The sequence below is a fragment of the Pilimelia anulata genome (assembly GCF_014647895.1).
Classification (GTDB): Bacteria; Actinomycetota; Actinomycetes; order Mycobacteriales; family Micromonosporaceae; genus Pilimelia; species Pilimelia anulata.
The window spans coordinates 147,014-168,030 of the sequence record NZ_BMQB01000005.1; the positions used below are offsets into that span (position 1 = coordinate 147,014).

Here is a 21,017-nt window from a genome sequence, read left to right on the forward strand (position 1 = left end):
CTCAGGGATCCACCGCTCCGCGCCGATCCCGTCCCCCGGCACGACCGGAGGGAGCGGGCGATGGGTGCGGTACGGCTGGCGATGGCGCTCGGGACGGCGGCCCTCTGCGTGCTCGCCGCCGCCCCGCCGGCCGCCGCGGCCGCGGCGGCCGAGGTCACCGCCCGCGGCCCGCTCCAGCGGACCGTCGCCGACGCGTTCGACGGCGGGCACGCGCGGGAGCAGGCGACCGTCCGGGTCGACGGCGCCGACGTCCCGGTCCCGTCCGCCGCCGTCGCCGGCGTGCCGGCCGCCAGCACCGTCGAGGTCACCGTGCGCGCCGGCGCCGGCCGGACGGGCGGGGCGCTCGCCGCCGCGGTCGCCACCGGTTCGGCCCGGGTGACCGGCGTGCGGGTCGTCGCCGCGGCGGCCGCGACCGGCGCCACCGGGACCCACCAGATCACGCTGGTGCCGATGTACTGGGCCACCGCGTCCGTGCCGGGGGGCGAGCCGACCACCGCCGAGCTGACCGCCGCGGTCGGGGACGTGGACGCGTACTACGACGAGGTCAGCCACGGCGCGATCCGGGTCAACGCGCACCGCACGCTGCCCTGGACCAAGATCACCATGCCGGACGGGGCCAACTGCAACACCCAGATCGGCCGGACCCAGACCGAGGCGCTGCGGCTGGCCGGCAGCATGACGAGCAGCCCGCTGCACCACCTCGTCGCCTACTTCCCGCCCGCGGCCGGCTGCGGCTGGGCCGGGCTCGCGACCATCGGGTCCGGCTGGGGCTCGTACGGGATGATGTGGCTGAACAGCTACAGCGACGTCCGGGTGTTCGCGCACGAGCTGGGGCACAACATGGGCCTGCACCACTCGGGCGGGCTGCGCTGCCAGGACGAGGACGGCATCGAGGTCACGCTCTCCGCCGACTGCTCGATCGACGCGTACGACGACCCGTGGGACATCATGGGCAGCTCCCCGTACGGGCACGTGGGCCACCTGTCCACCGCCCGGCTGGCCCAGCTCGGCGCGCTGCCGTCGGCCGCGCAGCGGCAGGTGACGGTGGGGGCGCAGGTGCAGCTCGCGCCGGTCAGCGCGGTCGCCGGCGTGCGCAGCGTGACCGTGCCGATCGGGACCAGCACGTACCACCTGGAGTACCGCACCCCGACCGGCCTGGACGCGTGGACCGACGACCTCCAGTACCTCGGCAGCGGCGCCGGCCAGGGCTCCCGGTACCCGGGCGGCGGTCTGGTGGTCCGGCGCACCGACACCGCGCTGACCGACCCCGAGGACGAGATGTACGCCGTCCTGCACTTCCACCCGCTCTGGTCCGCCGACGTCCGCGGCCTCGGCCTCGGCGAGATGTGGCTGTCGCCGGACGGCGGCCTCGGCTTCCGGGTCGACGCCGCCGACGCCACCGGCGCGACCGTCACGGTGCTGCGGCCCGCCGACGTCACCGGGCCGAGCGTCGCGGTGACGTACCCGACGGCGAACGCCCAGCTCAGCGGCTCCTTCACCGCGAGCTGGTCGGCCAGCGACGACTCCGGTGTGGAGAAGGTGACCGTCGAGGTGGACGGGCAGCCGGTCGAGGAGGTCGTGCGCGACGGCGCGACGATGCCCACCTCGGTCGCCGTCAGCGGCGTGGCCAGCGGCGCGCACACGCTGCGGGTCCGGGCCGAGGACGGCGCCGGCAACACCGCGACCAGCGCGGACGTGCCGATCGCCGTGGACGCGCTGCCGCCGACCGTCACCGCGCCGCGGGTCTCGCTGCGCGCCGGTACGGTCAGCACCGCCGGCGTGCCGGTGGCCGTGGGCTGGGGCGCGACCGACACCGGCGGGATCTGCCAGCAGACGCTGACCCGGCTGCCCGGCGTGAGCACCTGGCCGACGGTGAGCGCCCGGTCGACGAGCGGCACGGTGAAGGTGGGCGAGGCGACGGCGTGGTCGCTGGCGGCGTACGACTGCCGGTACAACGTCCGGACGGCCGCCGGTACCGCGGCGACCGCGACGCTGGACTACCAGAGCAGCCTCGGCACCCGGTACGGCGGGCGGTGGGCGGTGGCGCGCAGCTCGGCGTACCTCGGCGGGACCGAGTGGCAGAGCCGGGTCCGCGGCGGCGCCTTCACCTACACCGCGACGGCCCGGTCGCTGGCCTGGGTCGCGGCGAAGGGCCCGACCCGGGGCACGGCGACGGTGTACGTGGACGGGGTCAGCGCGGGGACGGTCAACCTGTACGCGGCGTCGTCGCAGGTCCGGCAGCAGGTCTTCGCCCGCACCTGGCCGACCGCGGGCCGGCACACGATCAAGATCGTCAACTCGTCGCCGGCCGGCCGGCCGCTGATCGGCGTGGACGGCGTCACCCGACTGTCCTGACCGCTCGGCCCCGGCCGGCGGCGGTGCGCGGCGAGCGCTGCCCGGCGGGTCGGCCGGGCTCCGCCCGACCCGACCCGACGGCCCGCGCCGCCGACCGGCCGCCGCCGCTCGCGGGCGGGCGGGGCGGTGGCAGGATGGCGGGGTGGGTGAGCGGCGGCCGTGGGTGGTGGGGGTGTCCGGGGCGTCCGGTACCCCGTACGCCGCCGCCGTGCTGCGCGCCCTGCTCGCCGCCGGCCTGCCGGTCGACCTCGTCGTGTCCCGGGCGGCCCGGCTGACGATCCTGGACGAGACCGGCGGCGCGTTCCGGGACGGGCACTGGCGGGCCGACCTCGCCGCCTGGCTGGGTGCGCCGGCGGACGGCGACCTGCGCTACTGGCCCGCCGGGGATCTCGCCGCCGGGCCGAGCAGCGGCACGTACCCGACCCGCGGCATGGTGGTGGTCCCGGCGAGCACGGCGGCCTGCGCGGGGATCGCGATCGGGCTGTCCAAGGACCTGCTCCAGCGGGCGGCCGAGGTCACGCTGAAGGAGCGGCGGCCGCTGGTCGTCGTACCGCGGGAGACGCCGGTGACCCGCAGCCACCTGGAGCACCTGCTGGCGCTGCACGACGCGGGGGCGGTGGTCCTGCCGGCGAGCCCCGGCTTCTACGGCATCGGGGCGCGGGCGAGCGCGGCGCAGCTCGTGGACTTCGTGGCCGGCAAGGTGCTGGACGCGCTCGGCGTGCCGCACGACCTGCTGGAACGCTGGCGCGGCGGGTTGGGCGCCGGCCCGGCCTGAGCGCGGTCGGGGGCCGCGGGCGGGGTGGTGCCGGGGGCGCGGCCGTCGGAGGCGGCGCCCGGTGCGTCAGTACGTGCCGTTGGCGCTGAAGTCGGTGTCGAGCGCGTCGAAGTCGGCCTCGCCCTCGAGGAGCGCGCGTACCTCGGACTCCCGAAAGCGCCGGTGCCCGCCCGGCGTGCGAATGCTGCCGATCCTGCCGGCAGCCGCCCACCGCGTCACCGTCTTCGGATCGACGCGGAACAACGCGGCCACTTCGCCAGGCGTCAGCAGACGATCTCCCGTGTCCACGGTCCCCTCCTCGCGTCGATGAGGTCTGTCAGAAGTCAGGTACGCCCGTTCGGGTGATGACACGGGCCGTCCATAGGCATGTACGCCCATTAGAGCACCGGGATTAGTAGATGTCCGACAAACGCAGAAAACGACTATCTTGTACTATCGCTGTGTATCATTTGTGAGCTTTATTCGCCTCTGCTCGGGGCGCTCGAAGCGGATTTCCCCGTCCCGATAGGGTCACACTCCGTGGACGCCATCGACCGCGCGCTGCTCGATCTCCTGCGCGCCAACGCCCGCCTCTCGTACGCCGAGCTGGCCCGTCAGGTGGGCCTCTCCGCACCCTCGGTCCACGACCGGGTCGGCAAGCTCGAGGCGAGCGGCGTGATCCGCGGCTACCGGACCGACGTCGACCCGGAGGCCATCGGCCTCGGGGTCACCGCGATGATCATGATCGTGCAGGAGTCGGGGCACGAGATCGAGGACATGGCGCACCGGTTCCGCGCGCAGCCCGAGATCGAGGCGTGCTGGTTCATGGCCGGGCACGAGAGCTTCCTGCTGCTCGCCCGGCTCGGGACGATCGCCGAGCTGGAGCAGCTCATCGGCCGGATCAACCGGGTACCGGGCGTCGCGTCCACGAAGACGACGATCGCCCTGTCCACCAAGTGGGAGTACCGCCCCCGCCCGCCCCGGGAGCCGCCGCCCCCGCCGGAGGCGACGACCTAGCCCCGCCGGAGGCGACGACCCGGACCCCGCCGGGCGCAACGGGCATCGACCGCGCCGTCGTCACCAGTCGAGCCGGGCCGGGCTGAACCGAGCCGGGATGGAGCGGGTCGGGCGGGTCGGGTCGGGAGAATTCCGGTCAGCCGCGGCCGACCGGGTGGGCGCCCGCGCGGTGCCGCGGCCGCCGTCCGCCGGCGTCCCGGCCGCGCCGGCCGGCAGCGGCGTCGCGCGTCGCGTCGGCGCCGGGCCGCACGTCCGCCCGCTCGGCCCGGTGGCCGCCGCGCCACCCGCCGGCGCCGGCGTTGGCCCGGTCGCCCGCCTGTGCGCGCTCGGCCCGGCCGGGCCGCTGGCCCCGCCCGGCCCGGTCCGGACGGCCGTCCCGCTCCGGGCGGCCGTTCCGCTCGCCCCGCGGGGCGCCGCCGGCCCGGTCGCCGCCGGTCCGGCCGTCCCGGTCGGCCGCCGCGGCGGCCGACGTGCGGGCCGCCGGCCGGGGCCGGGCGCCGGTGATCGTCGCCAGCGCCGCGTCGCCCGGCCGCACCTTCGTCTCCGTCGGCGCCACGCCGGCCGTGGTCATCATCCGCAGCGTCGAGGCCCGCTGCTTCGGCAGCACCAGCGTCGCCACCGCGCCGGCCTCGCCCGCGCGCGCCGTCCGGCCCGCGCGGTGCAGGTAGTCCTTCGGGTCCCGCGGCGGGTCGACGTGCAGGACCAGCGACACCCCGTCCACGTGGATGCCCCGGGCGGCGACGTCCGTGGCGACCAGCACGCTGGTCCGGCCCTCGCGGAACTCCGCCAGCGTCCGGGTGCGCATCCGCTGGGTCTTGCCGCCGTGCAGCGCGCCGGCCGTCACGCCCACCTCGGCGAGCTGGCCGACCAGCCGGTCCACGGCGGCCTGGGTCCGGGCGAACAGGATCGTCCGGCCGTGCCGCGCGGCGATCGACGCGGTGACCGCGAACTTCTCCTGCGGCGGGATCACGAACAGGTGGTGGTCCATCGTGTCGACGGCCGCGGTGGCCGGGTCCAGCGAGTGCGTGACCGGGTCGACCATGAACCGCTGGACCAGCGCGTCCACGTCACCGTCCAGCGTGGCCGAGAACAGCAGCCGCTGGCCGACCGCCGGGGTGCGCTCCAGCAGCTTGGTCACGTCCGGCAGGAAGCCCATGTCCGCCATCTGGTCGGCCTCGTCGAGCACGGTGATCTCGATCCGGTCCAGCTCGCAGGCGCCCCGCTCGGCGAGGTCGCCGAGCCGGCCGGGCGTGGCCACGACCAGGTGCACGCCGTGCTCCAGTGCGGCCACCTGGCGGTCGTACGGCACGCCGCCGATCAGCGTCGTGACGTACACGCCGAGCTGCCGGGCCAGCGGCCGCAGCGCGTCGGCGACCTGGAACGCCAGCTCCCGGGTCGGCACCAGGACCAGCCCGAACGGCCGGTTCGGCAGCGACCGCCCGAACGTCGCCAGCCGGGCCAGCAGCGGCAGCCCGAACGCCAGCGTCTTGCCGGAGCCGGTCTGTCCGCGGCCGAGCACGTCCCGGCCGACGAGCGCGTCCGGGATGGTGGCGGCCTGGATCGGGAACGGCCGGTCGATCCCCTCGCCGGCCAGCGCGCGGACCAGCCGCCGGGGCAGCCCGAGCGCCGCGAAGTCGGCGGGGGCGGCGGCGGGCTCGGCGACCGCGCCGAGCTGGGCCTCGGTGGGCGTCAGCACGGACGGGTACGCGCAGGCAGCAGCGAACGTCGACACGGGAACCTCTCGGGGCAGGGCGCGCAGTGCCGGCGGCGGGCCGGGCGCGGTGGCGCGGCCACACCGGTACCGGGGGTCGGGCGTCACCGCCGGGCGACCGCCGGGCGGCGGGTGCCCCGGGCGACCCCGCGCGCGGCGCGGTCGCCGGGCGGCGGCGCCGCCGGGGCGGGTCCGCACACGAACAACCCCGCGAGTGTACGGGCGGAACCCGCGCAGCGCCTAACCGCTGATGACGGCGTTGATCAAATCGGCCACCTGGTTGCCGGCCAGCAGCCCGACGATCAGCCCGATGACGATCATCGCGCCGAGCATGCTCAGGCCGACGATGACCACCTTGCGGGTCTGCCGCTCGGGCGTCGGCAGGTCCAGCTTGCCGTGGGCGAGGATGTGCCCGGTCAGCGAGCCGGTGTTCTCCACCGCGGGGTTGCCGAACACCGGCAGCCGCGGGTTGACGCCGGTCGTCCCGCCGTACATGGTGCCGCGGCCGCGCGGCCGCGGCGGCAGGTTCATCGTCGGCGGGGGCGGCGGGAACGGCGGCGCCGGCATCGGGCCGGGCCCCGGCGGCACGGGCGCGGGCCCGGGCGGGATCGGCGAGGGCGGCGGGCTCGGTACGGGCGACGGCGGGATCGGCGACGGCGGCCCCGGCGGGGTCGGCGGTCCGGGCGGCGTCGGTCCGGGGCCGGGCGGCGTGGGGCCGGGCGGCGTGGGGCCGGGCGGCGTGGGGCCGGGCGGCGTGGGGCCGGGCGGCGTGGGGCCGGGGCCGGGGGGCGGCGTGGGGGCCGGTCCGGGCGGCGGGGGCGTCGGGATGGGCGGGGCCGGGGCGGGGCCCGGGCCGGGGGACGGCGGCTCGGCCGGCTCCGGCGGCTCGGCGGGCTTGCGGGGCTCGGCCGGCTCCGGCGGCTCCGCGGGCCTCGGCGGTTCGGCGGGGGCGGGCGGTTCGGCGGGCTCCGGCGGCTCGGGCGAGCGCGGCTCGGCACTCGCGCTGCCGCCGCCGCCTGCCGGGCCGCCGTTCGGGCTGCTGTTCACGGCGCTGGCCGCGCCGCCGTTCGGGCTGTTCGCGCCGCTGCCGTCAGTGGTGCCGGCGGGGCCGCCGTACACGCGGCCCTGGCGCGGTGGGGTGGGTTGGTCGACTGTGGCCCGTCCGCGGTTCGGTGGCCCCGACGCCGGCCGATCCGCCGGGGCGGGCGGCTCGGCCAGGGAGGTGGGGTTCCGTCCGCCGGCCGTGCCGTCCTGCTGCTGCATGCGCCCTCCCATGGCCGCCGCCCGTCCGACGGTTGCCCCGCCGATGCCTGCTCTTTGTACCGTGCCACGTCAATCGGGCGCTGGGTCGGGTCAAGGGTGGATTTTCGCCCCTGTGCTGTGTGACACCCGGCGCTATCCGCCAACCGAAGGGGTGGCGTACCGGGCATCGCGGGCGGAGCGCCCGGCCGTCGGCGCGGCCGTCGGCGTCGGCGTGGCGGACCCGCCGGGCGAGCCCTGGCCGGGTCCGGACGGCGTCGAGGGCTGGCTCGTGGGGCCGCCGGGCTTGTCGCCGCCGGGGTTGGTGCCGCCCGGGTTGGTACCGCCCGGCGGCTTGGTCCCGCCGGGGGGCTTGGTCGTCCCGCCCGGCGGCTTGGTCCCGCCGGGGTTGGTGCCGCCCGGGTTGGTACCGCCGGGCTTGTCGCCGCCCGGCTTCGCGGTGGGGATGACGGTCGGCCGGATCGTCGCCGGCGTGGACGGCTCCCACGGCTTGTGCGGCTTGGCGCCGCTGCCGGTGACGCCGGTGAAGACCCGGGTCGCGGCGTACAGGGTGCCCCAGGACACCGGTGAGACCTTCACCACCTCACCCGGCTGGGGCGCGTGCAGCATCCGGCCGCCGCCGACGTACAGCGCGACGTGGTGCACGTCCGCCGGGTTGGTGGTGAGGTTGAAGAACAGCAGGTCGCCGGGGAGCAGCGCCATCCGGTCGACGCGGAGGCCGGAGGTGGCCGCGTACTGCTGGTTGGCGACCCGGGGCAGCGTGTAGCCGCCGGCGCGCAACGCCATCATCACCAGCCCCGAGCAGTCGAACCGGTCGGGCCCCTCGGCGCCCAGCTCGTACGGCTTGCCGAGCTGGGCCATCGCGTACCCGAGCACGGCCCGGACCCGGGCGTGCGGGGACAGGCCGGCGGCGTCCCGGTACCCGGTCTGCCCGATCACCCGGTCCCGCTGCTCGCGCTGGCGGTCGGCGGCGGCGATCCGGGCGGCGTTGTCCCGGCGCAGCGCCGCCAGCGCGGCCCCCGCCCGGCCCAGGTCGGCGGTGAGCCGGACGTACCGGTGGCTCGCCGTCCGGTGCCGCGCGGTCGCGTCGGCGAGCGCGGCCTCGGCGGCGGTCGCGGTCCGCAGGGTCCGGGAGAGCTGCCCGGCCGCGGCCAGCGAGCCCGGTGCGGCCCCGCGCGGCCCGCTGAGCGTGCCCAGGTCGCGCAGGTCGTTGTCGCGCATGCCCGGCGGCAGGCCGGCGGCGTTCTTGTACGCCCGGTCGGCCACCACCTGCCCGGTCCGGCGGGCGGCGTCGAGCGCGCGCCGGGTGTCCCGGACGGTGGCGGTCAGCGTGGCGATCTCCTGGGCGGCCTGGTCCCGGTCCAGGGTGACGGCGGTGAGCCGCTGGCCGAGCCGCTGGATGTCCGCCTCGGCCCTGACGAGCTGGGCCGCGAGCGGGCCGAGCTGGGCGCCGGGCGGGTTGGTGGCGAGCCCGGCGTCGGTGCCGCCGGGGAACTGGACGGTCCCGGTGGAGCTGGGCCGGCTGCCGGTGTCGGGGATGCGGTCGGGCGGCCGGACGGGCGCGGCGACCGCCGGCAGCGCCAGCGCGAGCGCGCCGAGCGCGATGCCGACGGGGTACGGGTGGAGCCGTCGCCACGGCTGCCTGCCTCGCCTCGCCACTGCGCAAACCCCCTCGCTGTCCGGTACCCGCTGCGACGCGCCGATCGCCGCCGCGGTTCCCCGGTGCCGTCTTTCGCCCGGATCGACCCGCCGGCGACCCCGCCCGATCGCGCGCCGTTGCATTCCCCACTCTCGCAACCTCACCCCTGCCGCGGGGTGCCCGAGGAGGCAGGAGCGGGGCCGGGTCACTGACACTATGGGGAAAGCCGGGTGCGCCCGTCCACAGGCGACCGGTGATTGTCCGGAAATCGAGGTTTGTCCGTCGACCGGGACGGCGTGCGGGGACGGTCGTACCGGCGACGTACGCTCGTACCCGGCGGCGGCCCGGCGGACCGCCGCGGCGCGGGCGCCGGCCCGCGGGCGCGCCGCCCCGCGCGGGCGGCAGGCAGGAGGCTCCACGGATGACGGTGACCACCGCGCCGGGCGGCATCGACCCCGGGCTCAAGCGCGAGATCGAGGCGAAGGTGTACGCCGGCGAGCGGCTGGACCGCGCCGACGGCGAGGCGCTGTACGCCGCCGACGACCTGGCCTGGCTCGGCCGGCTGGCGCACCACAAGCGGGTGGCCGACAACGGCGAGCGGGTGATGTTCAACGTCAACCGCCACCTCAACCTGACCAACGTCTGCGCGGCGAGCTGCGCGTACTGCTCCTTCCAGCGCAAGCCGGGGGAGAAGGACGCCTACACGATGCGGATCGAGCAGGCGGTGCAGAAGGCCCGGGAGATGGAGGGCGAGCAGCTCACCGAGCTGCACATCGTCAACGGCCTGCACCCGACCCTGCCCTGGCGGTACTACCCGCGGGTGCTGCGCGAGCTGAGGGCGGTCCTGCCGGGGGTCACGCTCAAGGCGTTCACCGCGACCGAGGTGCAGTGGTTCGAGAAGATCAGCGGGCTGTCCGCGGACGAGATCCTGGACGAGCTGATCGACGCCGGCCTGGGCTCGCTCACCGGCGGCGGCGCGGAGATCTTCGACTGGGAGGTCCGGCAGCACATCGTCGACCACCACTGCCACTGGGAGGACTGGTCGCGGATCCACCGGCTCGCCCACGCCAAGGGGCTGCGGACGCCGGCGACGATGCTGTACGGGCACATCGAGGAGCCCCGGCACCGGGTCGACCACGTGATGCGGCTGCGCGAGATGCAGGACGAGACGGGCGGGTTCGCGGTGTTCATCCCGCTGCGGTACCAGCACGACTTCCACGACGCCCGCGACGGCAAGGTGCGCAACCGGATCCAGGCGCGCACCACGATGGCGTCGCCGGCGGAGTCGCTGAAGACGTTCGCGGTGTCCCGGCTGATGTTCGACAACGTGCCGCACGTGAAGTGCTTCTGGGTCATGCACGGCCTGTCGGTCGCCCAGCTCTCGCTGAACTTCGGCGTCGACGACCTGGACGGCTCGGTGGTCGAGTACAAGATCACCCACGACGCCGACGAGTACGGCACCCCGGCCACCATGCACCGCGACGACCTGCTCGAACTCATCCGGGACGCCGGCTTCCAGCCGGTCGAGCGCAACACCCGGTACGAGGTGGTCCGCGAGTACGACCCGCCGCAGCCGCTGGCCGAGCGGCGGGCCGAGCCGCAGCGGGTGTGGGCGTGAGCGAGCCGTTCCCGCGCCGCGACGACCGGCGCCGCATCGTGGCCCTGCCCGACCTGGCCGGGCTGTTCGCGGCCGGGGTGGTGGCCGGCGTGGCGGCGCTGGTGCTGTTCGACGGGCTGTTCGCGGTGGCCGGGCTGGGCGAGTTCGGCCGGCTGAACGGCTGGCTGGCGCTGATCCTGCCGGTGATGGTCGCGGTCGAGGAGTTCCGCGCGTGGTCCGGCTGGGGCCGGGTGCTGGCCGCGACCGGCGCCGCGGTCGTCGGCGTCGGCGCGGGGATCCTGGCCACCGGGCTGGTCGACTGGCCGCCGCTGCCCGGCGGGGCGCTCGGCGCGGCGGTCGCGGCGGCGGTGTACGCGCCGCTGTGGTTCCACGGGGTCCGGGCGGCGAGCGCCCGCGACGGCGAGAGGGTCAACGGATGAGCGCGTCGGTCAAGTACACCCTGGCCCGGCTGGGCCTGCTCGTGGCGATCACGGCCGCGCTGCTGCCGCTGGGGCTGAACCTGTTCGTCACGCTGCTGCTGGCCGTGGCGATCTCCGGCGGTCTGTCCTACTTCCTCCTGCGCCGCCTGCGCGACGCGATGGCCACGAGCCTGGCCGCGGGCGTCGAGCGCCGGCGGGCGCAGAAGGCCGACCTGCGGGCCGCGCTGGCCGGCGAGGAGCCGCCGGCCCGCGCGGCCGCGGGGGACCGACCTTAACGCCCGTTCGGCGTTTAGCTTCCCGGCGGCGTGGATTTTCCCGCCGTACCGCCGTTGACCTGCGGTGATGTCGCGCCGAGTCGAGTATCGAACCTGTTCGATGCTTGGCAGTACAGCGACCGACATCTATATTGAGCCCTCCCGGCACAGGCGTGAGCTTGCTCACTTTCCGGCCGTGCCCAGTCCGGAGGTCCCTCATGAGACTCCCCACCCACCCGGGGCGTCGGGTCGTGATCGCGCTGGCCCTGAGCCTGGCGCTCGGCGGTACCCTCACCGCCGTCGGTCCCGTCGCCGCCACCGGAACCCCCACCGAGACCACCCAGCGGTACGTCGTCTTCGGCGCGCAGACCTGGGAGGAGACCAACGCCGTCGCCGCCACCGGCGCCGCCGTGGACTACGTCGAGCACGGCAAGATCTACATCTCCGCCACGCCCGCCGAGCTGGCGGCCGTGCACGGGCTGGGCCTCACCACCAAGGTCGAGGCGCCGCCGGCCGAACCGGGCATGGACGCGTTCCTCACCGGCTTCCCGGCGAACATGCAGAAGTACCACGACTACGCCGAGATGACCGACGCGATCAACAAGCTGGTCGCCAGCAAGCCGGAGATCGCGCAGAAGCTCAGCATCGGCAAGTCGTACGAGGGCCGGGACCTGCCCCTGATCAAGATCTCGGACAACGTCAAGGACGACGAGCAGGAGCCCGAGTACCTGATCAGCGCGCACCACCACGCCCGCGAGCACCTCACGGTCGAGATGGCGCTGTACCTGCTGAACATGTTCATCAACGAGTACGGCAAGGACGAGCGGGTCACCAAGCTCGTCAACGAGCGCGAGATCTGGGTCATCCCGTCGCTGAACCCGGACGGCAGCGAGTTCGACATCTCCGGCAGCAAGCTGGCGATGTGGCGCAAGAACCGGCAGCCCAACCAGGGCGGCCAGGCGGGCACCGACCTGAACCGCAACTACGGCTACAAGTGGGGCTGCTGCAACGGCTCGTCCGGCAGCACCGGCTCGGAGACGTACCGCGGCACGGCGGCGTTCTCGTCCCCGGAGACGCAGCGGATCCGCGACTTCGTGAACAGCCGGAAGATCAACGGCAAGCAGCAGATCACGGTGAACCTGGACTTCCACACGTACGGCGAGCTGATCCTCTGGCCGTACGGCTACACCAACAAGACCGTCGAGCCGGGCATGACCCAGGACGACGTCAGCACGTTCTCCACCATCGGCAAGAAGATGGCGGCGACGAACAAGTACGACCCGAAGCAGGCGTCCGGCCTGTACATCACCGACGGGTCGAGCCTCGACTGGCTGTGGGCCGAGCACAAGATCTTCGGCTACACGTTCGAGATGTGGGGCGGCTCGGGCGGCTTCTACCCGGCCGACACGTACATCGACAAGGAGACGGCCCGCAACCGGGAGTCGGCGCTGATCCTCGGCGACCTGGCCGACTGCCCGTACCGGGCGATCAACAAGCAGGACCAGTACTGCAAGTGACGCCGGTCGTGGGGCGGGCGCCGCGGCGCCCGCCCCACGCGCGTGCTCAGGCGTGCGCGCTCGGCGCCTCGTCCATCCAGACCAGCGCGAACGCGGCCCCCTGCGGGTCGGCCAGGATCGAGAACCGGCCGCCGGGGAAGTCGGTCGGCGGGACGATCGTCGCCGCGCCCAGCCCCTGCGCCCGCCCGGTGGCGCCGTCCACGTCGACCACCGCGAAGTGCACCAGCCAGTGCGGCGGTGCCGGCGGCCCGTCGGGCCCGTCCATCAGCCCGGCGAGCGACTTCCCGCCGGCCTTGAACTCGGTGTACGTGCCGCCGCCCGCCATCGGGTTGTCGTGCGTGGCCCAGCCGAACACCGCCGGGTAGAAGGCGCGGGCGCCGGCCGGGTCGGTCGTGGACAGCTCCGTCCAGCAGTACGAGCCGTCGGCCTCGGTCAGCTCGAAACCGGTGTGCGTGCCCGGCTCCCAGGCGCCGAACACCGCGCCGCTCGGGTCGGCGAAGAACGCCATCCGGCCCAGGTCCCGGATCGCCATCGGCGGGACCACGACGCTGCCGCCCGCGGCCTCCACCGCCTTGCCGGTGCCGTCGAGGTCGTCGCTGCCGAAGTACGTCGACCAGACCACCGGCTGCTCCGGGCTGTTCAGCGGGCCGAGCGCGGCCACCCGCTTGCCGTCCTTGAGCAGCGTGGTGTACCCGCCGAACTGCGGGTCCGGGTCGGCCTCGGCCGTCCAGCCGAACAGGTTCGTGTAGAACTCGCGGGACGCCGCGGGGTCGGAGGTGCCGAGGTCGGCCCAGATCGGGGTGCCGTTGACGCTGCTCATCGGTACGGTGTGCTCCTTCGGAATCGGTGTGCGGTCTCGTCGTGCGGTGCGGCGGCCGGGGTCAGCCCGCCGCGGTGATCACGCAGAAGGTGCCGCCGGCCGGGTCGGCCAGCACGGCGAACCGCCCCTGCTCCGGGATGTCGGTCGGCGGCACGCAGACCATCCCGCCCAGCGCCTCGACCTGCTGCGCGGCGGCGTCGGTGTCCAGCACCGCGAAGTACGGCAGCCAGTGCGCCGGCAGCTCCGCCGGCCACTGCTCGCCGGCCATCTCGATCATCCCGGCGACCGGCCGCTCCTCGCCCCGCCGGCGGAACGTCGTGTAGCTGCCCGCGCCCATCGGCTGCGCGACGGCGACCCAGTCGAACACCGCGCCGTAGAACTCCGCCGACCCGGCCGCGTCGCGGGTGGCCAGCTCGTTCCAGCACAGCGCGCCCGGCGCGTTGAACAGCTCCGCCCCCGCCATCCCGGCCGGCTGCCACAGCGCGAACGGCGCCCCCGCCGGGTCGGCCAGCGCGGCCGCCGACCCCTCGCCGGCCACCGGCTCGGGCGCGGCGAGCAGCTTGGCCCCGGCCGCCTCGGCCCGGCGTACGGTGGCGTCGATGTCCTCGGTGCCGACGTACGTCGACCAGGCGGCCGGCTCGCCGTGGGCGGCCAGCGCCCCGGCGCCGGCCACGGCCCGGCCGTCCTTGCGGAACACCAGGTACCCCGGCGACCGGGCGCCGGGCTGGCTCGTCCAGCCGAAGAGGGGTCCGTAGAAGTCGGCGGCGGCCGCGGGGTCGGGCGTGGCGAGGTCGACCCAGATGGGCAGGTGGGCGGTGCGGGCGGTCATGGTGGCTCCCGGTCGCAGGGGGTGCCCGCCGGGGCGCGGCGGGCCGGACCGGTCCCCGCCGGCCCCTCCCACCGCATCCTGGCACCGACCCCCGACAGGATCGGCCGATCACCGAATCCGCCACCCATCCCATACCGCCGCGACACCGCCGCGTTCCCGCGGCTTCGCCGGCGACCCGCGTACGCCCGCTACTCCCGCCGCGCGGGCCGGGCCGGCACCTGCCGCGTCGGGGCGGCGACGGCCGTGTCGGCCGCGGGACTCGCCAGCGCCCGCTCGAACCCGGTGAACGCCTCGAACAGCCCCACCACCTCGAACGCCCGATTGCGCCGACCCAGCTTGACCTGCTGGATCACTCCGGCGTCCGTCAGGCGCCGGACGGCCTCGTTGACCGCCGGGAAGGAGCGCCCGAGCGCCGCGGCCGCGGTGGTGACGGTGAGGACCGGCAGCGTCGGCAGGGCGCGCAGGAGCAGGTCCGTGGCCGAGCCGGCCCGGACCGACCCGAGCCGTACGCGCCACTGCTGCTCCAGCGCGACCAGGTCGGTCGCGAACTCGTCCGCGTCGCGGCAAGCCCGCCCGGTCGCGGCGAGGAACAGCTCCAGCCACGGCAGCAGCCCCGCCGCCGGCGGCGCGGTCGACCGCGTGCCGTCGAGCGCGCGGATGTACTCATCGGCCCGGGTGGCCAGCACGAGGCTGATCGGGGGCACCATCCGCGTCGCCAGGCCGCGGCGGCGCAGGACCAGTTGGATCAGCGCCCGCCCGGTACGACCGTTGCCGTCGGCGAACGGGTGGATCGTCTCGAACTGGGCGTGGCCCAGCGCGGCCTGGAGCAGAGCGGGATGCCGATCGTGCGACAGGAAGGCGGCGAGGTCGGCCAGCAACGGCAGCACCCGGTCCGGCGGCGGCGGCACGAACGCCGCGGCGCACGGCGACATCCCGCCGATCCAGTTCTGCTCGGTCCGGACGATGCCCGCCCATGCCGCGTCCCGCGTTCCGGCCAGCAGCGCGGCGTGAATGGCCACCAGGTCGTCCACGGTGACCGCCCGGGCGGGGTCCGCGGCCAGGGTGAGGGCGGCGTCCAGCGCGTGGATGTTGCCCAGTACCGCCCGGGCCAGGGCGTCGTCGACCTCGAGGCCCGCCCGCTCCGCGGCCTCGCTGCGGGCCAGCCGCCGGACGTTGAGCACCAGGCCCTCGATCCGGGAGCTGGCCACCGCCTCGGCGCGCAGCAGGAAGCGCGCGAGCGGTTCGAGGTTCGCCAGCCCGGGGTGGTCGGCGTTCAGGCGGCGGACCGCCTGTTCGACATCGACCAGGTCGGCCACGGTCGCGGCGGGCAGGTCGAGGTCGAGGTCGGCGATGGGGTCGGGCACGTAGGCGCGGTAGCGGCACGGCGTGCGCTCGGCGCGCGTGCCGCCTGCCGGATCGCCCGGCCAGGTTGCCGCCCGGTAACTACCCACGTCCGCCCCCTCTTGTTGAAACTTAACGCATAAACCTTAATAAGCAGACTGCACGTGCAAGGCGACCGGAGCCGGTGGTCCGCGGGGAATCGGGTCGAGCGCGCGGGCGCTGCGCCGTATGCTGGTCGGCTCGTGCGCGGGCTCGCCGCCCGCGCCGGGCACTGCCGGTACCGCCTCGGGTGGCCGGGCGGCCCGGGTCAGGACATTCCGACCGGGAGGTGCCCACCGGATGAACCCCGCCAACCCCGCCGCGCTCGATGCCGAACTCGCCGCCGAGCGCGCCCACCTCGCCGCCGCCCGCGCCGCCCTGCACGCCATGCGGCTGGCCGCCGAGCGGGCGTACGACTCCGGCCACCTCATCGCCGGGGACCCGTTCGCCGCCGAGACCCTCGGCACCGCCCTCGCCCGCCGGGTGGCCGAACTCGCCGACGACCCGCGTACGCCGCTGTTCTTCGGCCGCCTCGACCTCGACGGCGCCGCGGTCGCCGACGACGCCGGGACCGACCACGGGGAGGTCGTCGCCGGCCGGTTCCACCTCGGCCGGCGGCACGTCGCCGACGCCGCCGGGGAGCCGATGGTGCTGGACTGGCGGGCGCCGCTGTCCCGCGCGTTCTACCGGGCCAGCGCCGCCGACCGGCAGGGCGTGACCGTGCGGCGGCGGTTCGGGTTCCACGAGGGGGAGCTGACCGGGTTCGAGGACGAGCGGCTGGACCGCGGCGAGGAGCTGGGCACCGCCAGCCGGCTGCTGACCGAGGAGATCGAGCGGCCGCGGGTCGGGCCGATGCGGGACATCGTCGCGACGATCCAGCCCGAGCAGGACGAGCTGGTCCGGGCGCCGCTCGACGTCAGCATCTGCGTCCAGGGCGCCCCCGGCACCGGTAAGACCGCGGTGGGGCTGCACCGGGCGGCCTACCTGCTGTACGGGCACCGGGAGCGGCTGCGCCGCGCCGGCGTGCTGATCGTCGGGCCGAACGCCGCCTTCCTCGGCTACATCGCCGCCGTGCTGCCCGCGCTGGGCGAGCTGGAGGTGGCGCAGGCCACGATCGACGAGGTCGTCGCGCGCGGGCCGGTGCGGGGTACCGACCCGGCGGCCGCCGCGGCCGTCAAGCACGACGCCCGGATGGCGGACGTGCTGCGCCGCGCCCTGTGGGCCGGCGTGGCCCGGCCGCCCGGCTCGCTGCGCGTCTCGGACGGCGCCTACCGGTGGCGGATAGACGAGGGCGTGCTGCGCCGCATCGTGGACGAGGTCCGGCGGGAGGACCTGCCGTACGGGATCGGCCGCGAGCGGGTCCGCAGCCGGATCGTCGGGCTGCTCCAGCGGCAGGCCGAGGCGCGCAGCGGCGAGTCGCCGGGCGAGGCGTGGCAGCGGCGGATGGGCCGGGGCAAGCCGGTCGCCGAGCTGGTCGACCACTGCTGGCCGGCGGCCACCCCGGAGTCGGTGCTGTACCGGCTGCTCGCCGACCCGGCGGCGCTCGCCGCCGCCGCCGACGGCGTGCTCACCCCGGCCGAGCAGGCGGCGATCGGCTGGCCGAAGCCGCCGCGCACCGCGCGGACCGCCCGGTGGAGCGCCGCGGACGCCGTCCTGCTGGACGAGCTGGCCGGGCTCGTCGAGCGGCCGGCGACCCTCGGCCACGTCATCGTGGACGAGGCGCAGGACCTGTCACCGATGCAGTGCCGGGCGCTCGCCCGGCGCACCCCGCACGGCTCGGTCACCGTCCTCGGCGACCTCGCCCAGGGGACGACGCCGTGGGCCGCCGCGGACTGGTCCGCCACGATGGCCCACCTCGGCAAGCCGGACGCCGGCGTGATCCCGCTGACCACCGGCTTCCGGGTGCCGGACGCCGTCGTTCGGCTGGCCAACCGGCTGCTGCCCGCGCTCGGCGTGGACGTCCCGCCGGGGGTGTCGCTGCGCCGCGACGGCGAGTTGACGATCACCGCCGTCACCGACCTCCCGGCCGCCGTCGTGGCCGAGGTGCGGCGGGCGCGCGGGCTGCCGGGGTCGGTCGGCGTGATCGTCCCGGACGCGCTCGCCGGGCCGCTGCGGGCGGCGCTGGCCGCGGCGGGGGAGCCGGTCGCCGAGGGGGCGACGGACGGGCCGGTGGCGGTCGTACCGGCCGGGGTGGCCAAGGGCCTGGAGTACGACCACGTGGTCGTGGCGGAGCCGGCGGCGATCGTGGCGGCGGAGCCGCGGGGGCTGCACCGGCTGTACGTGGTGCTGACCCGGGCGGTCTCGCGGCTGACCGTCCTGCACACCGAACCACTCCCCGCCGCCCTGACCACCTGAGGCCGCCGACCCGGCGCAGCGGCTGGTCGTGGACGCGGCGGCGCGATCGGCGGCACCCTCCGGTCAGCGGCGGGGCAGGGCGGCGGCCAGCCGGCGGGCCGCTTCGTGCAGGCGGTTCGGCGGGTGCGCCGCGTACCCCAGCACCAGGCCGGGCGGGCCGGGCCGCTGCCGGTGCAGGGACAGCGGCTGCACCACCACGCCGGCCGCGGCGGCCCGGTCGGCGAGCGTCCGGTCGTCGGGGCCGTCCTCGGGCAGCAGGATCAGCAGGTGCAGGCCCGCCGCCACCCCGGCCACCCGGGCCGCCGGCAGGTGCGCGCGCAGGGCCGCGAGCAGCGCGTCCCGGCGGTGCCGCTGGCGGGTGCGGACGCGGCGCAGGTGGCGTTCGTACTCGCCGGTGGTGAGCAGGTGGGCCAGGACGAGCTGGGGGAGCGCGGGGTTGCCCAGGTCGCTGGCGTACTTGGCGGCGAGCAGGTCGTCGTGCAGGTGGCGGGGCGGGAGCAGCCAGCCCAGCCGCATGCCGGGGGCGAGCGTCTTGGAGACGCTGCCGGTGTACGCGACGTGGCCGGGGACCGAGGCGTGCACCGCCGGGACGGGGGCGCGGTCGTACCGGTGCTCGGCGTCGTAGTCGTCCTCGATCAGCAGGTTGCCGGCGCCGGCCCAGGCGACCAGCGCGCGCCGGCGGGCGGGGCTGAGCACCACGCCGGAGGGGAACTGGTGGGCGGGGGTGAGCAGCGCCGTCGGGGCGCCGGTCGCCGCCAGGGCGGCCACGTCCACGCCCTCGGTGTCGACCGGGACGGGCTGCGGGCGCAGGCCCCAGTACCGCAGCTCCTCCCTGGCGCCGTGCGAGCCGGGGTCCTCGACCGCGACCGCCGGGCGGCCGGCGGCGCGCAGCGTGTGCGCGAGCAGGGCGAGCGACTGGGCGACGCCCGCGACCACGATCAGGTCGTCGGCGGCGGCCCGGACACCGCGGACCCGGGCCAGCCAGGCGACCAGGGCCGCGCGCAGGGCGGGGCTGCCGCGCGGGTCGCCGTAGCCGAGGTCGGCGCCGGTCGCGGCGGCCAGGACGGCGCGCTCGGCGCGCAGCCAGGCCGCGCGCGGGAAGGCGGACAGGTCCGGGACGCCGGGGGTCAGGTCCAGGTCGGCGGCGGGGTGCGGCGGGCCCGGTACGGCGGCCGGGGGCCGGACCGGCCGGGCGGTCGGGCGGGTGGCGGTGACGATCGTGCCGTCGCCGGTGCGGCCGAGGACCAGGCCCTCGTCGGCGAGCCGCTGGTACGCCTCGACCACCACGCCGCGGGACACGCCCAGGTCGGCGGCCAGCGCCCGGCTGGCCGGCAGCCGCGCGCCGGAGGTGAGCCGGCCGTCGGCGATCGCGGCGCGCAGGGCGGCCACGAGCCAGCCGGCCAGGCCGTGGCGGGGGGCCGCGGTGGGGTCGAGGTGGAGGAAGTCGGCGCCGCGGATTGGTCCGCCTCCTTGCGCGTCCAGTGGCCCTGTCCGTGGACCATCATGCCCCGCAGCATGGGCCCATGAACCCCAGAGTGCCCCGCCGGGCAACCCCCGCGCTGGCCGGTACCGCGGCCATGGTCCTCGTCGGCGGCAGCGTGGCGGTGTCCGGCGTGCTCGCCGCGGCGCCGCTGCTGACCGCGCAGGCCGTCCGGTACGCCGGGGCCTGCCTGCTCCTGCTCGCCCTCGCCCGGCTCGCCGGCCGGCGGGTCGTCGCCCCGCGCGGGGTCGAGTGGCTGTGGCTGCTCGGGGTGGCCGGGGCGGGGCTGGTGGTGTTCAACCTGGCGCTGGTCCGGGGCGCGGCGCACGCCGAGCCGGCGGTGCTCGGGGTGGCGGTGGCCTGCGTACCGGTGCTGCTCGCCACCCTCGGCCCGGTGCTGGAGCGGCGGCGGCCGCGGGCCCGGCTGCTGGTCGCGGCGGCGGTGGTGACCGCCGGGGCGGCGCTGGTCCAGGGCGTCGGGCGGGCGGACGCCGCGGGGCTGGCGCTGGCCGCGGTGGTGCTGGCGGGCGAGGCGGCGTTCACGCTGCTCGCCGTGCCGCTGCTGGACCGGCACGGCCCGTGGGGGGTGTCCGTGCACACGACGTGGCTGGCGGCGGCGGTGTTCGGGGCGCTGGCGCTGCCGGTCGAGGGGGTCGGCGCCGTGACCCGGCTCGGCCGGGCGGAGCTGCTGGCCGTCGGGTACCTCGCCGTCGGGGTGACGGCGGCGGCGTTCGTGCTCTGGTACGGCTGCGTGCACGGCCTCGGCGCCGGCCGGGCGGGGCTGCTCACGGGGGTGGCGCCGGTGGCGGCCGCGGCGGCGGGGGTGGCGCTGGGCGGACCGGCGCCGCGCCCGCTGGTCTGGGTCGGCATCGCGGTCGTCGCCGCGGGCCTGCTCCTCGGCCTCGGCGGACCGCGGTCCGGTGCGGCGGTGGTCGGGCGGGCGGGCGGCGGCGAGGGCGGTCAGCGGGGCGCGGCGACCAGGCCGGCGTCGCGGGCGAGCAGCGCCGCCTGCACCCGGTCGCCCACGCCCAGCTTGGCGAAGATCGCCGAAAGCTGATTGCGGACCGTCTTCTCGCTCAGCCCCAGCGCGTGCGCGATCCGCGCGTTGGAGCTGCCCGCGGCGAGCCGGCCGACGATGTCCCGCTCGCGGGCGGTCAGCCGGTCCAGCGGCGGCGGCAGGCCGGCGGGGGCGGTCATCAGCGCCGGGCCCAGGCCGGGCCCGAGCACGCTGCCGCCGCCGGCCACCGTGCGCAGGGCCTCGACGACCAGGTCGGGGTCGGCGTCCTTGACCACGTACCCGTGCACGCCCGCCCGCAGCGCCCGGGCCGCGGCGCCGTCGTCGCGGGTCATGGTCAGGATCAGGATCCGGACGCCGGGGACCAGGCGCAGGATCCGCCCGGCGGCGTCCAGGCCGTCGCCGTCGGGCAGCAGCAGGTCCATCGCCACGACGTGCGGCCGGCCGGCCGTCGCCTCGCGCAGCGCCTCCGCCACCGTGGCGGCCTCGGCGACGCTGGCCACCCACGGCTCGGTCTGGAGCAGCGCGCCGAGACCGCGGCGGACGACCGGGTGGTCGTCGACGATCAGGACCCGCCGCGCCGCCAGCATCCCG

The 21,017-nt window shown here is 76.5% G+C and carries 18 protein-coding genes; 9 read left to right on the top strand and 9 right to left on the bottom strand.

The window, feature by feature from the left end; all coding sequences use genetic code 11:
- The first annotated feature begins 60 nt into the window (after positions 1 to 60).
- Entirely contained in the window at positions 61 to 2,355 is a 2,295-nt protein-coding gene (locus tag IEY94_RS12940; protein ID WP_189170397.1) for an Ig-like domain-containing protein, read from the top strand.
- Positions 2,356 to 2,497: 142 nt separating this feature from the next.
- A complete protein-coding gene (locus IEY94_RS12945; RefSeq protein ID WP_189170398.1) occupies positions 2,498 to 3,130 on the top strand; it encodes a UbiX family flavin prenyltransferase in 633 nt (210 codons plus the stop codon).
- A gap of 66 nt (positions 3,131 to 3,196) precedes the next feature.
- Here IEY94_RS12945 and IEY94_RS12950 read toward each other — a convergent pair whose 3' ends face one another.
- Positions 3,197 to 3,418 (bottom strand): BldC family transcriptional regulator, encoded by a 222-nt coding sequence (locus tag IEY94_RS12950; RefSeq protein ID WP_189170399.1) that lies wholly within the window; start codon positions 3,416 to 3,418, stop codon positions 3,197 to 3,199.
- Between the two features lie 231 nt (positions 3,419 to 3,649).
- On the opposite strand from IEY94_RS12950, the gene IEY94_RS12955 reads away from it, so the two are divergent.
- On the top strand, positions 3,650 to 4,126 hold the full coding sequence (locus IEY94_RS12955; protein ID WP_189170400.1) for an Lrp/AsnC family transcriptional regulator: 477 nt from the start codon (positions 3,650 to 3,652) through the stop codon (positions 4,124 to 4,126).
- A gap of 136 nt (positions 4,127 to 4,262) precedes the next feature.
- Here the strand turns inward: IEY94_RS12955 and IEY94_RS12960 are convergent, their stop codons facing one another.
- The 3 genes from IEY94_RS12960 to IEY94_RS12970 all read right to left on the bottom strand — a co-directional run bounded on the left by IEY94_RS12960 (position 4,263) and on the right by IEY94_RS12970 (position 8,756).
- Positions 4,263 to 5,858 carry a DEAD/DEAH box helicase gene (locus IEY94_RS12960; protein WP_373291275.1) on the bottom strand — a complete coding sequence of 532 codons (1,596 nt, stop codon included), beginning with the start codon at positions 5,856 to 5,858 and terminating at the stop codon, positions 4,263 to 4,265.
- Positions 5,859 to 6,077: 219 nt separating this feature from the next.
- Entirely contained in the window at positions 6,078 to 6,404 is a 327-nt protein-coding gene (locus tag IEY94_RS12965) for a hypothetical protein (RefSeq protein WP_189170401.1), read from the bottom strand.
- Between the two features lie 828 nt (positions 6,405 to 7,232).
- Positions 7,233 to 8,756, bottom strand: a complete 1,524-nt coding sequence (locus IEY94_RS12970) for a C40 family peptidase (RefSeq protein WP_189170402.1) — start codon at positions 8,754 to 8,756, stop codon at positions 7,233 to 7,235.
- Between the two features lie 428 nt (positions 8,757 to 9,184).
- Between IEY94_RS12970 and mqnE the strand changes: the two genes are divergently transcribed.
- The 4 genes from mqnE to IEY94_RS12990 all read left to right on the top strand — a co-directional run bounded on the left by mqnE (position 9,185) and on the right by IEY94_RS12990 (position 12,544).
- Positions 9,185 to 10,354, top strand: coding sequence for an aminofutalosine synthase MqnE (gene mqnE, locus IEY94_RS12975; RefSeq protein ID WP_189170639.1), 1,170 nt, complete (start codon positions 9,185 to 9,187; stop codon positions 10,352 to 10,354).
- On the top strand, positions 10,351 to 10,773 hold the full coding sequence (locus IEY94_RS12980; protein WP_229783778.1) for a hypothetical protein: 423 nt from the start codon (positions 10,351 to 10,353) through the stop codon (positions 10,771 to 10,773). Before mqnE ends, IEY94_RS12980 begins: the two co-directional genes overlap by 4 nt.
- Positions 10,770 to 11,048: a DUF4229 domain-containing protein gene (locus tag IEY94_RS12985; protein WP_189170404.1), complete on the top strand. Its 279-nt coding sequence runs from the start codon at positions 10,770 to 10,772 to the stop codon at positions 11,046 to 11,048. The genes IEY94_RS12980 and IEY94_RS12985 overlap by 4 nt, the downstream gene beginning before the upstream one ends.
- Positions 11,049 to 11,245: 197 nt before the next feature.
- Positions 11,246 to 12,544, top strand: coding sequence for a M14 family metallopeptidase (locus IEY94_RS12990; RefSeq protein ID WP_189170405.1), 1,299 nt, complete (start codon positions 11,246 to 11,248; stop codon positions 12,542 to 12,544).
- A 46-nt stretch (positions 12,545 to 12,590) separates the two neighbouring features.
- Here IEY94_RS12990 and IEY94_RS12995 read toward each other — a convergent pair whose 3' ends face one another.
- From IEY94_RS12995 to IEY94_RS13005, 3 genes are all read right to left on the bottom strand, one after another.
- Positions 12,591 to 13,364, bottom strand: coding sequence for a VOC family protein (locus tag IEY94_RS12995; RefSeq protein ID WP_189170406.1), 774 nt, complete (start codon positions 13,362 to 13,364; stop codon positions 12,591 to 12,593).
- Positions 13,365 to 13,425: 61 nt separating this feature from the next.
- Positions 13,426 to 14,193, bottom strand: a complete 768-nt coding sequence (locus IEY94_RS13000; RefSeq protein ID WP_189170407.1) for a VOC family protein — start codon at positions 14,191 to 14,193, stop codon at positions 13,426 to 13,428.
- A gap of 188 nt (positions 14,194 to 14,381) precedes the next feature.
- On the bottom strand, positions 14,382 to 15,557 hold the full coding sequence (locus IEY94_RS13005; RefSeq protein ID WP_229783788.1) for a Fic family protein: 1,176 nt from the start codon (positions 15,555 to 15,557) through the stop codon (positions 14,382 to 14,384).
- Positions 15,558 to 15,873: 316 nt separating this feature from the next.
- Between IEY94_RS13005 and IEY94_RS13010 the strand changes: the two genes are divergently transcribed.
- A complete protein-coding gene (locus tag IEY94_RS13010) occupies positions 15,874 to 17,928 on the top strand; it encodes a HelD family protein (protein ID WP_189170409.1) in 2,055 nt (684 codons plus the stop codon).
- A 63-nt stretch (positions 17,929 to 17,991) separates the two neighbouring features.
- Here the strand turns inward: IEY94_RS13010 and pdxR are convergent, their stop codons facing one another.
- The gene (gene pdxR, locus IEY94_RS13015) at positions 17,992 to 19,317 is read right to left on the bottom strand and encodes a MocR-like pyridoxine biosynthesis transcription factor PdxR (RefSeq protein WP_229783790.1); all 1,326 of its coding nucleotides are present in this window, start codon (positions 19,315 to 19,317) and stop codon (positions 17,992 to 17,994) included.
- 134 nt (positions 19,318 to 19,451) lie between these two features.
- Here pdxR and IEY94_RS13020 point away from each other — a divergent pair, with 134 nt between their 5' ends.
- A complete protein-coding gene (locus tag IEY94_RS13020) occupies positions 19,452 to 20,465 on the top strand; it encodes an EamA family transporter (protein ID WP_189170410.1) in 1,014 nt (337 codons plus the stop codon).
- On the opposite strand, the gene IEY94_RS13025 is transcribed toward IEY94_RS13020, so the two are convergent.
- A complete protein-coding gene (locus IEY94_RS13025; protein WP_189170411.1) occupies positions 20,369 to 21,013 on the bottom strand; it encodes a response regulator in 645 nt (214 codons plus the stop codon). The two genes, IEY94_RS13020 and IEY94_RS13025, sit on opposite strands and share 97 nt — an antisense overlap.
- Positions 21,014 to 21,017: the final 4 nt, after the last annotated feature.